General features: G+C 73.0%; 8 protein-coding genes and 1 tRNA gene. 4 read left to right on the top strand and 5 right to left on the bottom strand.

Annotation, left to right across the window (positions count from 1 at the left end):
* Window positions 1–57 precede the first annotated feature (57 nt).
* Window positions 58–2,793: a Tat pathway signal sequence domain protein gene (locus tag ACGFNV_RS26455; protein ID WP_393625471.1), complete on the top strand. Its 2,736-nt coding sequence runs from the start codon at window positions 58–60 to the stop codon at window positions 2,791–2,793.
* A 49-nt stretch (window positions 2,794–2,842) separates the two neighbouring features.
* Here ACGFNV_RS26455 and ACGFNV_RS26460 read toward each other — a convergent pair whose 3' ends face one another.
* The 4 genes from ACGFNV_RS26460 to ACGFNV_RS26475 form a co-directional block, all read right to left on the bottom strand.
* The gene (locus ACGFNV_RS26460; RefSeq protein ID WP_393625472.1) at window positions 2,843–3,049 is read right to left on the bottom strand and encodes a hypothetical protein; all 207 of its coding nucleotides are present in this window, start codon (window positions 3,047–3,049) and stop codon (window positions 2,843–2,845) included.
* Window positions 3,050–3,060: 11 nt separating this feature from the next.
* Window positions 3,061–4,377 carry a diaminopimelate decarboxylase gene (locus tag ACGFNV_RS26465; protein ID WP_393625473.1) on the bottom strand — a complete coding sequence of 439 codons (1,317 nt, stop codon included), beginning with the start codon at window positions 4,375–4,377 and terminating at the stop codon, window positions 3,061–3,063.
* 214 nt (window positions 4,378–4,591) lie between these two features.
* Window positions 4,592–6,220, bottom strand: coding sequence for a helix-turn-helix domain-containing protein (locus ACGFNV_RS26470; protein ID WP_393625474.1), 1,629 nt, complete (start codon window positions 6,218–6,220; stop codon window positions 4,592–4,594).
* Between the two features lie 176 nt (window positions 6,221–6,396).
* Window positions 6,397–8,799 carry an SCO7613 C-terminal domain-containing membrane protein gene (locus ACGFNV_RS26475; protein ID WP_393625475.1) on the bottom strand — a complete coding sequence of 801 codons (2,403 nt, stop codon included), beginning with the start codon at window positions 8,797–8,799 and terminating at the stop codon, window positions 6,397–6,399.
* A gap of 95 nt (window positions 8,800–8,894) precedes the next feature.
* On the opposite strand from ACGFNV_RS26475, the gene ACGFNV_RS26480 reads away from it, so the two are divergent.
* The 3 genes from ACGFNV_RS26480 to ACGFNV_RS26490 all read left to right on the top strand — a co-directional run bounded on the left by ACGFNV_RS26480 (window position 8,895) and on the right by ACGFNV_RS26490 (window position 11,423).
* Complete coding sequence (locus ACGFNV_RS26480; protein WP_393625476.1) at window positions 8,895–9,341, top strand: SRPBCC family protein; 447 nt, start codon at window positions 8,895–8,897, stop codon at window positions 9,339–9,341.
* A 39-nt stretch (window positions 9,342–9,380) separates the two neighbouring features.
* A tRNA-Val gene (locus ACGFNV_RS26485) sits at window positions 9,381–9,452 on the top strand.
* A 201-nt stretch (window positions 9,453–9,653) separates the two neighbouring features.
* Window positions 9,654–11,423, top strand: coding sequence for a DUF2207 domain-containing protein (locus ACGFNV_RS26490; protein WP_393625477.1), 1,770 nt, complete (start codon window positions 9,654–9,656; stop codon window positions 11,421–11,423).
* A gap of 39 nt (window positions 11,424–11,462) precedes the next feature.
* Here the strand turns inward: ACGFNV_RS26490 and ACGFNV_RS26495 are convergent, their stop codons facing one another.
* Window positions 11,463–12,188: a 3'-5' exonuclease gene (locus tag ACGFNV_RS26495; RefSeq protein ID WP_133929471.1), complete on the bottom strand. Its 726-nt coding sequence runs from the start codon at window positions 12,186–12,188 to the stop codon at window positions 11,463–11,465.
* Window positions 12,189–12,268: the final 80 nt, after the last annotated feature.

Genomic DNA, 12,268 nt, shown 5'->3' on the forward strand with positions numbered 1-12,268 from the left:
TCTCTCTGTCATGCCCCTGACCATCACCGATGCACCCTGCACGGAAAGGAAAAGGCCATGTCCCCCATCCCCCGCAGGTCCCTCCTCAAGGCGGCCGCCGTCGCCGGAGCCGCCGCCCAGTTCAGCTGGGCGCTGGGGACCAATGAGGCCCAGGCCGCGCCGAGAGCCGAGGCCGCCGACGCGGACCCGGTGACCCTGGACTGGCTGGAGGACGGCGGCCTCGGCGCCGCACCCGGCGCCACCCTCGGTGTGCCCTGGCCGATGGGCGCCCACCAGGAGGACCAGAAGTTCGCGGTCACGGACGCCGACGGCAAGGACGTCCCCGTACAGTCCTGGCCGATCGCGTACTGGCCGGACGGCTCCCTCAAGTGGACCGCGCACGCGGTGAGTTCCGGCAACGGGCAGCTGACCCTCACCGCCGGCACCCCCGCCGCCCCCGCCAAGAAGGTCACCGTCGCCAAGAGCGGCGGCACGATCGACGTCTCCACCGGCGTGATCACGGTCAGGATCGGCAAGGACGGCACCACCCTGATCAAGTCCGTCAAGCGCGGCTCCACCGAGATCGCGAAGAACGGCCGACTGGTCCTGATCCGCCAGCCCGAGATCGAGGACGAGGACCAGGGCACGGTCAGGACCGAACGCTTCGAGGGCGCCATCGGCGACGTCACCGTCGAGCAGGAGGGGCCCGTCCGCGCGGTCGTACGGATCGACGGAAAGCACCGCAAGGGCAGCCGCAGCTGGCTCCCGTTCTCCCTCCGCCTCTACTTCTACGCGGGCGCCGACTCCTTCCGCATGGTGCACACCATCACCTACGACGGGAAGCAGGAGCCCGGCAAGGCGAGCGGCGACTTCATCCGCGGCCTCGGCGTCCGCTTCAGCGTGCCGATGCGCGACGAGTCCTACGACCGCCACATCCGCCTCGGCGGCGAGGGCACCGGCCTGCTGCGCGAGGCCGTCAAGGGCATCACCGGACTGCGCCGCGACCCGGGCGCGGCCGTCCAGGCCGCCCAGTACGCGGGCGAGAAGCTGCCCGACCCGTCCACCTGGGACCAGCGGGTCACCACCCGGCTCCAGTACATCCCCGAGTGGGGCGACTACACCCTCTCCCAGCTCTCCACCGACGGCTTCACCCTGCGCAAGCGCACCAAGAAGGGCTACGGCTGGATCGGTGCCGGCGGCGGCAAGCGGGCGTCGGGATTCGGTTACGTCGGTGGCGTCAGCGGCGGATTCTCCTTCGGTCTGCGGGACTTCTGGGAGAAGCACCCCGCCCAGCTCGACATCCGCGACGCCCACACCGACGAGGCCGAGGTCACCCTCTGGCTCTGGTCGCCCGAGGCGCAGCCCATGGACCTGCGCTTCTACCACGACGGCATGGGCCAGGACACCTTCCCCGAGCAGCTCGAGGGCCTCAACATCACCTACGAGGACTACGAGCCCGGTTTCGGCACCCCGTACGGCATCGCCCGCACCTCCGAACTCCTCTTCTGGGCCAACGAGTCCACCCCGAGCCCGGACCGGCTCGCCGAACAGGTCGAGGCCGTCCGGGTGCTGCCCCAGCTCGCCGCCCCGCCCAAGCAGCTCATCAAGGCCAAGGTCTTCGGCCCGGGGCTGTACTCCGAGCCGGACCGCTCCACCCCGGCCAAGGCGAAGATCGAGGACCACCTCGACTTCCTCTTCACCTACTACAAGGACCAGGTGGAGCAGCGCCGTTGGTACGGCTTCTGGGACTACGGCGACATCATGCACACTTATGACACCGTCAGGCACCAGTGGCGGTACGACATCGGCGGCTACGCCTGGGACAACTCCGAGCTGTCGCCGGACCTCTGGCTCTGGTACGCCTACCTCCGCAGCGGCCGCGCGGACATCTTCCGCTTCGCCGAGTCGATGACCCGGCACACCGGCGAGGTCGACGTCTACCACATCGGAAAGTGGGCCGGACTCGGCACACGGCACGGCGTGCAGCACTTCGCCGACAGCGCCAAACAACAGCGCATCGCCAACACCACGTACCGCCGCTTCTACTACTTCCTCACGGCCGACGAGCGGGTCGGCGACCTCATGCACGCCAACGTCGACTCCGACGAGACCTTCCTCGTCCTCGACCCGCTGCGCAAGGTGCGCACCGATCCCTACACTCCCGACCGGCACGCCCTGTCCGTCGGCTTCGGCACGGACTGGAGCGGCCTGGTGTCGGCCTGGCTGACGGAGTGGGAACGCAAGGGCCCCAAGTGGGAGAAGGCCAAGGCACGCGTGCTGTCGACGATGGAGGGCATCGCCGCCCAGCCCAACGGGTTCGTCCAGGGCAGCGGCCTCTACGACCTCGACACGGGCCGGTTCGCCGTCGCCGACAAGCCGGTCGTCGGCGTCTCGCACCTCTCCGCGGTCTTCGGCCTCAACGAACTGTGCGCCGAACTCATCCACCTCGTCGACATGCCGAAGTTCAACCAGGCCTACTTCGACTACTGCCGCTACTTCAACGCCACCAAGGCGGAGCAGAAGGCCCGCTACGGCTCCGACTTCGGCAGCCTGCTGCTCTTCCAGGGCCACTCACGCCTCGACGCGTACGCGGCCGTACAGACCGGTGACGCGAAGCTCGCCACGCGCGCGTGGGACAAGTTCTACAACTCCGACGGGTACAAGGAGTCCGCTCCCTGGAGGACGGAGAAGCTGAGCGGCCCCGCCACCCTGGTCGCGGGCAGCGAGGCCACCTGGGTGTCCACCAACGACACCGCGCTCTACGGGCTCGCCGCCATCGAGAACCTGGCGCTGCTCGGGGACAGGATGCCGTAGCGGGGACGGCACGAGTGGATTCCGGGGCGTCGCCTCGGAATCCACTCGTCTAGTCGATGATCTGGTTGAAGAACAGCACGGCCGGGGCAACGACCCCTCCTCCGACGCTCACCGCGACGGGCCACGCGTTGCCGGCCAGCGCCGACAGGACAGTGGCACCGATGCCGACCAGGGCTGCCAGCAGGAAGACGACGGCGGCGCGCTGAGTGAGGAGCGACCCGTCCCGGCCGGTCCGCCGGCGGTTGGCCTGTGCCACCTCGACGCTCCTTACCTGACTCCGAGAGCGGGCTCGTGCACGGGTACGTCCCACGGGTCCTGCGCGGGACGCAGGAGCTCGAAGGCGACACCGCCGTCACCGCTCGTGCGAACCCCGTGCACAGCCGGTTCGGGCAGGCTGTTGTAGTGGAACGGCGTCGAGAAGTAGTAGGCGCCGGTGTCCGGGACGGCGACGATGTCGCCCGGCTCCAGCGGCGGCAGCGCGCGGTCACGTGCCAGCAGGTCGCCGGCGAAGCAGGCGGGCCCCGCGATGTCCTGACGGACCGATCGGCCCCCCTTGGCCCGGCCGCTCCCGTCGTGCGCCTCGATCCGCAGGGGCCAGGCGTCGGGATTGAACACGGTGCGGGTGGCCACCTGCACTCCGGCGTGGGTGACCGCGATCGGCCGGCCGCCCGCGTGCTTGGTGTACTCGACGTACGCGGCGACAAAACCGTTCTTGGCGAGGACACTGCGCCCGAACTCGGTGACGATCTCGTACCCGCCGGAGAACAACGCGGGCGCGTGGGTGCGCAACTGCCCGACGTACGCGTCGAACGTCGGAGTCGTCTCGTCGTCGGCGAAGTTGACGGGCAGCCCGCCGCCGATGTCGATGCCGACGACCTGGCGCCGCCCCAGGGAGGCGTTGACCTCCTCGGCGAACTCCACGGCCTGCGCGACCCCGCGCGCCATGAGGTCGAGCGGACAGCCCTGCGAACCGGCGTGCGTGTGCACCCAGGTCAGCCACGGGCGGTCCTGGTAGGCGCGCAGCAACTGGCGTCGGCTGCCCGGGTCCGCCAGCGGGACGCCGAACTTGGAGGTGCTGGTCGCCGTGCTCATCGCGGCGATGCTGCCGCCGCCGAGCTGGGAGTTGACCCGCACGCCGATCCTGGACATCGGGACGCTGCCGCCGAGTGCCCGGTCGATCCTGGCGAGTTCCTGGTAGTTGTCCGCGTTGACCGTCACCCCCAGGTCCAGGGCGCGCCGGAGTTCGGCCTCCGTCTTGGCCGGCGAGTCGAAGACGATCCGCTCCGGCGCGAAGCCGGCGGCCAGGGCGCGGGCCAGCTCACCCGCGGTGGCGACCTCGCAGCCCATGCCGAGCCGTCGCAGCTCCGCCAGCACCGGCACCAGGCTGTTGGCCTTGGCGGCGAAGGCGTGCAGTACGGGCCGTGAGGGGGGAAAAGCGCGGTGCAGGGACTCGACCGTCGCGGCGACGCCGTCCAGGTCGACGAAGGCGGCCAGCAGGGCCCGTTCGGGGTCCAGCAGTCCCTGCCGTACCGCTTCCTGCAGGATCCGCTCGCGCCGCTCGGCGGCGGGGGTCAGTCCGGTCATCGTGAGCCTTCCCGGGTGGTCTGCGCAGTGCCCGGGGCCTTCCCGGGGCGCAGTACCAGGCTGCTGTCCGCACCGGGAGGGCGTCTTCGTCGATTCGGCAGAGCCGCGGGCCCGCCCCACGGCGGTCAGGGTCAAACAACTGCCCCGCCGGGCCCGGCCGTTGTGCGCTCCGACGAAGAAACGGCTCGGTGATGGGGGCGGCGCACAAGAATGCTCAGGCGCGCCCGTCGTCGCCCTCGTCGCTCAGACGTAACTGCAACTGGGCCAGCAGCCGGGCGTCGGGGTCCTCCAGGTCCAGCCCCGACACCTGCGTGATGCGCCGCAACCGGTAGCGCAGGCTGTTGGAGTGCACGTTCAGCGCGCGGGAGGCGGCGGACACGTCGCCGAAGTGGTCGAGATAGGCGCGCAGGGTCGCCACCAGGCAACTGCCGCTGTGCTCCGCGTCGAACGCCCGCAGCCGGGCGACCGAGGTCTGCGGCGGCAGGGCCACCCCGCGCAGGGCGCCGACGACGTGCAGGATGCCGACGGTGTCGGCGACGTCCCCGGTGCGGGCGACCGTCCGCGACCCCGCGGCCTCGGTGAGCGCCCTGAGCGCCAGCTCGGCCGACCGGCGCGACTCGGGCGCCCGCGCCAGCACGGGGACCACATCGCCGAGCCCGACCTTCAGCGGCCTGCCGAGGGTGGCCGACAGCTGGTGCGCCAGCGATTCCCCCAGCCGGGTCACCTGGCTCTCGGCCCGGCCGCCATCGCGGTCCAGGGCACTCAGCAGCACCAGGATCCTGCCGCCCGCCGGGACGACCACCGCGCGGTGCCCGTACGCGGCGCAGTGCAGGGTCAGCAGCCCGTGCAGTCCCGACGGATCGTCGTCCCCGTGGTCGGCGGTGCCGGTGCCCACGGCCAGGACGGCACACGGCTCCCGCGGCGGCAGCGAGGCCCGCTCCGCGAGCAGCTCGACGGATCCGCGGTCCTCCAGCAGCGCGCGGGCCGCGTCCTCGACGAGACGGTCGTCCGAACTGTGGGTGCGGTGGTGCAGCAGGTGGGCGGCGGCGGTCCGGGCCGCCGCCCGCAGGGCCTCGGAGGCGTTCGGCGCCAGCGGCCGACCGGCCACCGCGGCCACCCAGATCGACCCGAGCGCCTCCCCGCCCGCCCGCACGGCGCCCACCAGACGCTCGGGGTTCTGCCCGTGCGCCGGCCGGTGCAGTACGTCGTCCCCGGCCCACAGCGCCTGGAAGAACCCGGCCTCACGCATCGCGGCCACCCGCCACGGCGGGACACGGCGACCGAGGATGGTCAGCCGGCGCTGCTCGTCGACGTTCTCCTCGGTGGAGGAGTAGGCCAGCACCCGGGACTCGGTGTCCTCGATGGTCACCGCGCCGCCCACCAGCACCGCCACCGCGTCGGCCAGCGAGTTGAGATCCCCCAGGCGCGGCCCGCCGAGCCCGGCCATCGGCGGCACACCCGCCGAGGCCAGCCCCGCCCGCAGCACGCCCACCAGATGGGCCCAGGTGCACCAGGCGGTACGGAACAGCAACGCCGTACCGCCCTCCTCGGCGGCCGCCTGAAGGGCTCCGGCGGCGGGCTCGGGCCGGCCCGGTCCGAACACCACGCCCGCCGCACCCGACTCGCCCGCCCGGCGCACGACGTCGACCGCCTGGGCCGAACGCGGATCGACGCCCACGGCGAGCAGCAGCTCCCGCGGTCTGACCACCGGCTCCAGGAGGTCCAGCACGTTCACGCCGGTCACCGTGGTGCCCAGCCCCTCGGGCGCCGAGTGCAACTCCACGGCGCCCACCCCCACGACGGAGAGCAGCCGCTCCAACGTCACCCGTGTCTCTCCGGCCATGTCCCGATCGGCCGGAACCCCCAGGTCCGTCACACGTCGCCCCCCGTCTCGCGCCCCGCTCCGGCCCGCCACCGGAGCCAGGAGCGTACACACGCCACCACGCTCGGTGGCCGATCCGGAAAACGTACGACATCACGGTCGTGGCCCGCAGCCGATGCGGGCCAAAACCGGCGGCCCTAGCTCATCCTTCCCAGCACGTCGCGCACCCGCCGGACGTCCCGCAGGCGCTGCTCGTACGTCGCGCCGAGCGCGAGCAGCAGGAGCCCGGCGAGCGCCGGCGGCACCCAGCGGGGGAGGGCGTCGGCGACCTGGACCAGGTAGGGGGCCAGTTCGTGCACCGCGTCGAGGACCAGCGCCGAACCGCCCAGCACCAGGGGCGCCCGCAGCCGGTGCCGGGCGCCCACCAGGGTGACCAGCAGGGCGGCCGCGCCCAGCAGCAGCGGACGCGTCCCGTGCTGGTCGCCCCAGGCCGCTACGAGGCTCGGCGCGAGCGTGGCGGCGAGCCCCGGGGCGTACGCCGTCCAGGACGAGGCGAGCGGGTCGCGGTGGCGCCGCAGCGCGCCGACGAGCAGCGCCGGGACGGTCACCGGCAGCGTGTACGCCTCCGGAGCGGTGACGTCCCAGGCGGCGAGCCTGACCCAGGTGGCCAGCAGGAACAGGGCGGCGGCCGCGTAGCCGACCGGCCGGCGCTCGGCACGGACCGCCGTGCCTGCCGTGATCACTGCGCACAGGGCCAGCACCAGCGCCAGCATCGGCGGGTCGGTGACCGCGAGCGCCACGGCGAGCAGTCCGGCGGCGGCGCCCGTCGCCTCCACCGGCACGGTCGCGGCGGAGCCGTCGAGGCGCGCGGCGAGCAGGGCCGCGGCACCGGGGACCACGAGGACCAGCAGGGCGGTGGACTGCGGCTGCCAGTCCGCCGCCGCGCCCGTCGCGCAGGCCAGGGCGGCGGCGTGGGCCAGCGCGGCCGGGGCCATGACCGGCGTGAGGCGCGGCCGCCCGGACACGGTCACGAACAGGGCGGTCAGGGCCGACAACACGGTCAGGGTCGCGGGCTGCGTCGCCAACGAAAGGAAGACGAGGTTCAGCGAGGTGGCCAGGGTGAGGGTGGTGGTGGTCCACGGGTTGGGCAGGAAGGCCGCTGCGACGGTCACGCCTCCCAGCGCCAGGAGCGTTGCCACGTAGGGGAGTTCGAAAGCGGCCGGGAGGGCCATGCACGCGGCCCAAACCAGGACCAGCGCGCCGGTCAGCGCCCTTGGACGCCAGGTCGCGTTCCGGACCACCAGGGCGAGCACACCGGCGACGGCCACCAGGACGAGCACCGCCTGGGCCGGGTGAGGCGGCCACGGCGTGTGCACGGTCACCGCGTCGCGGGCGTCGGACGGCGCACCCGACCAGGGCCGCTCGACCCAGCCGACCGGACCCAACAGCGTGACGAGGACCAGCGGCACCGTCCAGAGCAGCGCCAACGCCTGCACCGAGCCGGAGGCCCAGGCAAGGCCGCGCCGCACCGGTTCGGGCAGTGGATCCCGTAGCGCCGCCAACAGCGCGACACCGCACGCCAGATGGGCGGGCACCGTCCAGCCGTCGGGCAGGACCACGCTCAGGACGGCGCCGAACGCCGCGACCAGCAGCACACCGCCCGCGAGCGCGTGTCCCGTCGCCATGACCGGCTTGGTCGGCCGCCACGCGGCGACCAGGGCGGTCGCCGCCGCGAGGACCAGGAGCGCCGCCGCGCGGGCGGCCCCGCTCGGACCGGCCGCTGTCCAGGACAGCCAGCCGGCCACCAACACGCCTCCACCGCCCAGGCCGTACGCCCCGACGGCGGCGGTGACGCGCACGGACGTGGCGGTCGTCGTACGCGGAAGCGCCACAGCGGCGTCGAACCCCGCCGTCACCACAAGGGCGGCCGCCACGCCGTACGTCCCCCAGGAGGCCGCGATCGCCCAGAGCGGGAGCGGCAGTTGGGCCGCCACCAGCGCGAAGGGCAGGGGGAGCCGGAGCCCCGCCGGACGGGGAGGCGCGGCGGGTTCCGCCACGGGCCGACGGACCGTCACCGCGCCGAGCCCGAGCCCGTACCCGGTCCACAGCAGCGCCAGCACCGCCGACGCGTACGCCGTGTACGCCATGCCGTCGGCGTCCGTGAGCGCGACCTCGTGCAGGGCGTAGGCGTCGAGCACCGTCAGCGCGAGCCCGAGGCCCGCCACCGACTCGGCGGTCGACCGCAGTCCGCGCCGCAGCAGCGGCACCGGCGCGGCGAGCGCGATCGCCGTGACCGTGCCGAGCACCAGGGCGCGCCCGGCGATACCCATGTGGCCCCAGCTGACCAGTGTGAAGGCCACGGCGGCAATGGTGAGGAGCACGCCGCCGAGCAGGAGCAGCACGTTCTGCACGCGCGGGGCGGAGGTCTCGGGGCCGGGCCCGGTGGCAGCCGGCTGGGACACAGGGGCCGGCCGCGACGGCTGGAGATGGGCGACCAGCCAGGCACGGCGAGCCAGCAACTGGGCCCGGCGGGCTTCCAGTCGCCACAGCTCGGCGTCGAGAAGCCGCAGCTCCTCGGCCGGAGGCGGAATGTGCGTCATGCCTCGGAGTGTGTCCTCGGTCACGTCACCCGGCATGAGTGCGGGTACTCAGAACGTACTCAGATACCCGCCCGGGTACGGGGCAGACTCTGCCCATGGACTGGACGCACTACCGCTTCCGCAGCCTGTGGACCCTGCCCGCACCCCCCGCCGCCGTGTACGACGCGCTGGAGCACGCCGAGGACTACCCCCGCTGGTGGCGCCAGGTCCGCGAGGTGACCCGGCTCGACGACACCACCGGCGTCCTCCGCATCCGCTCGCTCCTGCCGTACGACATGACCTTCACCGCGCGCGAGGTGCGCCGCGAGCCCGCAGCCGGCGTCCTGGAGATCGCCATGTCCGGCGACATCGACGGCTGGGCACGCTGGACGGTCACCCCGGCCGGCACCGGCACCCTCGCCCGCTACGAGCAGGTCGTCGACGTCAACAAGCCGCTGCTCAGGAGGTTCGCCGTCCCCGGGCGGCCCGTCTTCCGCGCCAACCACCGGCTGATGATGCGCGCCGGGCGGCGAGGCCTGGCCGGGTACCTGCAAGCGGTTTGAAGGAAACGCGCGGGGACCTGTATTGTTCAGTCCGTTCCCGGGCGATTAGCTCAGTGGGAGAGCGCTTCGTTCACACCGAAGAGGTCACTGGTTCGAACCCAGTATCGCCCACCGGGAAAGAGCCGGTCCGCATCACGCGGACCGGCTCTTTGCGTTCACCCGCGGCCGGGATACTCTTCCGGTCCTTTCGGGTACGGGGGAGTGCCCGAGGCGGGAGGGAACGCTTCAGTGAGCGCGGCAAAGAGCGGCAACGGCAGGCTTTTCGGGTCACAGGCCCGGCGGCGCAGGATCCGCGGACCGTTCAGAATTGTCTTGACCACCCTGTTGCTCGGCATCGTCGTCGCCCTTTTCTGGACCACCGGGAACAAGGAGCGGGTCAACTCCATGTGGGTCGGCGCCGAGGTCGCCGAGGACGGCAGCGTCCGCGTCACCGAGGTCATCGACTACGACTTCGGACACCCCGAGGACACCCGGCACGGCATCTACCGCGACCTGCCGGACCTGCCCTACGACGAGGACGCCGCCGAGGTCGTCGCCACCATGGACGGCGGCCGGGTCCCCTGGGAACTCACGGCCGGCGACCGTTACGAGGAACCGGACGGCCAGCGGAAGGTCGCCACCCGCATCCAGGTGGGTGATCCGGACCGCGCCGTCACCGGGGTGCACCGCTACCGCATTCAGTACACGCTCACCAACGCCGTCCAGGACGGCAAACTCGCCTGGGACGCCGTCGGCACCGGCTGGCGGATCGACCGCTCCGACGTGGCGATCCACGTGGTGGCCCCCTACGACCTCACCGGCACCCGCTGCGTACGGGGCACGGACGGCTCCGAGGACCGCTGCACGGCCGAGCGGAAGGCACCCGGCCACCTCGCTCTCACGCTCGACAAGCTGAAGGGGAAGGAGGGCGTCACCCTCTATGCGTCCCGCGGGCAGGCGCTGGCCGGCGCCGGGCCCGAACTGCCCGCACCGCCCTCGGGGAAGGCCGTCGGCACGACCGTGACACACCCCGTGTGGGTGGCCCTGGCCGCGATCGTCCTCGCGCTGGCCTGCGCCGTCGCCATGGTCCGGGTGCTGCGTCTCGCGGGGCGCGACCGGCTCGTGGAGGAAGGGCCGGACGGAACGCCCGGCCGCACTCGGCGCGTGAACGTCGACCGGCTCGCCGCCTCGCTCACCCCGTCCCCGCTTCCCCCGGAGGGCCTGACCCCGGCCCAGGGCGGCATCCTGCTCGACGAGAGCGTCGAGAACCGTCACCGGGCGGCCTGGCTGCTCAGTGCGGCCATCGACGGCCACATCGCGATCGAGGGAGACGACCGGCGTCCCACGCTGCGGCGCCTTGACGCCGCCGACGCACCGGTGGACCCGGACGCCCGCGTCGTCTTCGGCAGCATCTTCGCCGGACGCGACACGTTCGTCCTGGGCGCGTACGACCGGCAGTTCGCGTCGGCCTGGGAGAGCCTCACCCGAAGGCTGACGCAGTGGCAGAAGGACAGCGACCTGTGGGACGCGGCCTCGGTGCGCCGTGCCGAACTCGCCCGGATCCAGGGCACCTTCGCCGTCCTGCTCGGATTCGCCGCGGCGATCGTCGGCGCATGGCTCGGCGGAGGCCGGTCCACTGCCGGATGGCCGATCCTCGCCGCGGGCGTGATCGCGGTCGGCGCGGGCCTGGTGCTGCGGCTGCGCGGCGGGGAACTGCAGACCCGCACCCCACGCGGCGCGGCCCGGTGGCTCCAGGTCGAGGCCTTCCGCCGCTACCTCCTCGACCCGTCCGCGCACCCGGCCGGCGAACCCCTCGACGAGGAACGCGTCGAGCTGTACACGGCCTGGGCCGTGGCCCTCGACGTGACCCGCTCCTGGGAACGGGCGCTCACCGACGCCACGACCGTCCCCCGCCAACGCGCCACCCTCGCCTCCCGGATCGGGCCCGCCCTCGCCGTGGGCCTGGTCGCCTCCACCCTGACCACCAGCGCCGCCCCCTCCTCCAGCGGAGGCGGCGGAGGCGGTGGCGGCGGTGGCGGCGGTGGCGGCGGTGGCGGCGATGTCGGCGGCGGCTCCGGTGGCGGTGGCGGCGGCTCCTGGTGACCGGCACCCGGGGCGCGGCTGTCGTGCCGTGCCCCGGTGCTACGCCGCCGCCGGCAGCTCCCCGCGCAACGGCCACGCCGTGTCCACCGTCTCCTCCGAGCCGCTGCGGGCGAACCACGCCTGAAGGCCTCGGGCCTGGGCCGCGTGCCACACCGCCTGCAGGGTGTGCAGTTCGGCGGGGGAGAGGCGTTCCAGGCGGGCCGCGAAACGCCGGCCCACCGCTCGGACGACGTCCATCGAGGCCTTCGCGTCCGCGGCCGCGTCGTGCGCCTCGTCGAGCGCGACGCCGTAGTGCGCGCACAGGTCGGTGAGCGTGCGGCGGCCCTTGCGGTACCGGTCCAGGTGTTTGTCCAGCACCCGCGGGTCCAGCACCAGCAGCGGCGACGCCTCGAACCAGCGGTTCAGCGACGAGGCGCGGTGCCGCCGCAGCTCACGGTCCAGGAGCGTCAGGTCGAACGGCGCGTTCATCACCACCAACGGGCGGCCCGCGGCGGCCTGTTCGGCCAGCAGCTCGGCTATCTCGTACATCACCGGCGCGGGCCAACGGCCGTTGCGGTGCAGATGTTCCTCCGTCAGCCCGTGCACCGCCGTCGCCTCGGCGGGCACCGGGACACCCGGATTCACCAGCCAGCGGCTCACCCGAGGCCGGGTGCCCGCTGCGTCCTGGACGACCAGCGCGGCCGACACGATGCGGTCGGTCTCGACGTCCACGCCGGTCGTCTCCGTGTCGAACGCGGCCAAAGGGCCCTCGTACCAGCACGTCATAACAACACAACCCCTCGTTCACCCACGGCAGCTGACGCACCGTCTTCTGCCCGTTTGGTGATACCCGGGCTGTTTGCGCC

It is taken from the genome of Streptomyces sp. NPDC048751 (genome assembly GCF_043198595.1).
GTDB lineage: Bacteria > Actinomycetota > Actinomycetes > Streptomycetales > Streptomycetaceae > Streptomyces.

What these genes read in the sequence shown, in the direction of transcription:
- ACGFNV_RS26455 (WP_393625471.1), top strand. Translation starts at nt 58, where the DNA reads ATGTCCCCCATCCCCCGCAGGTCCCTCCTCAAGGCGGCCGCCGTCGCC.
- ACGFNV_RS26465 (WP_393625473.1), bottom strand. Translation starts at nt 4,377, where the DNA reads ATGACCGGACTGACCCCCGCCGCCGAGCGGCGCGAGCGGATCCTGCAG.
- ACGFNV_RS26470 (WP_393625474.1), bottom strand. Translation starts at nt 6,220, where the DNA reads ATGGCCGGAGAGACACGGGTGACGTTGGAGCGGCTGCTCTCCGTCGTG.
- ACGFNV_RS26475 (WP_393625475.1), bottom strand. Translation starts at nt 8,799, where the DNA reads ATGACGCACATTCCGCCTCCGGCCGAGGAGCTGCGGCTTCTCGACGCC.
- ACGFNV_RS26480 (WP_393625476.1), top strand. Translation starts at nt 8,895, where the DNA reads ATGGACTGGACGCACTACCGCTTCCGCAGCCTGTGGACCCTGCCCGCA.
- ACGFNV_RS26495 (WP_133929471.1), bottom strand. Translation starts at nt 12,188, where the DNA reads ATGACGTGCTGGTACGAGGGCCCTTTGGCCGCGTTCGACACGGAGACG.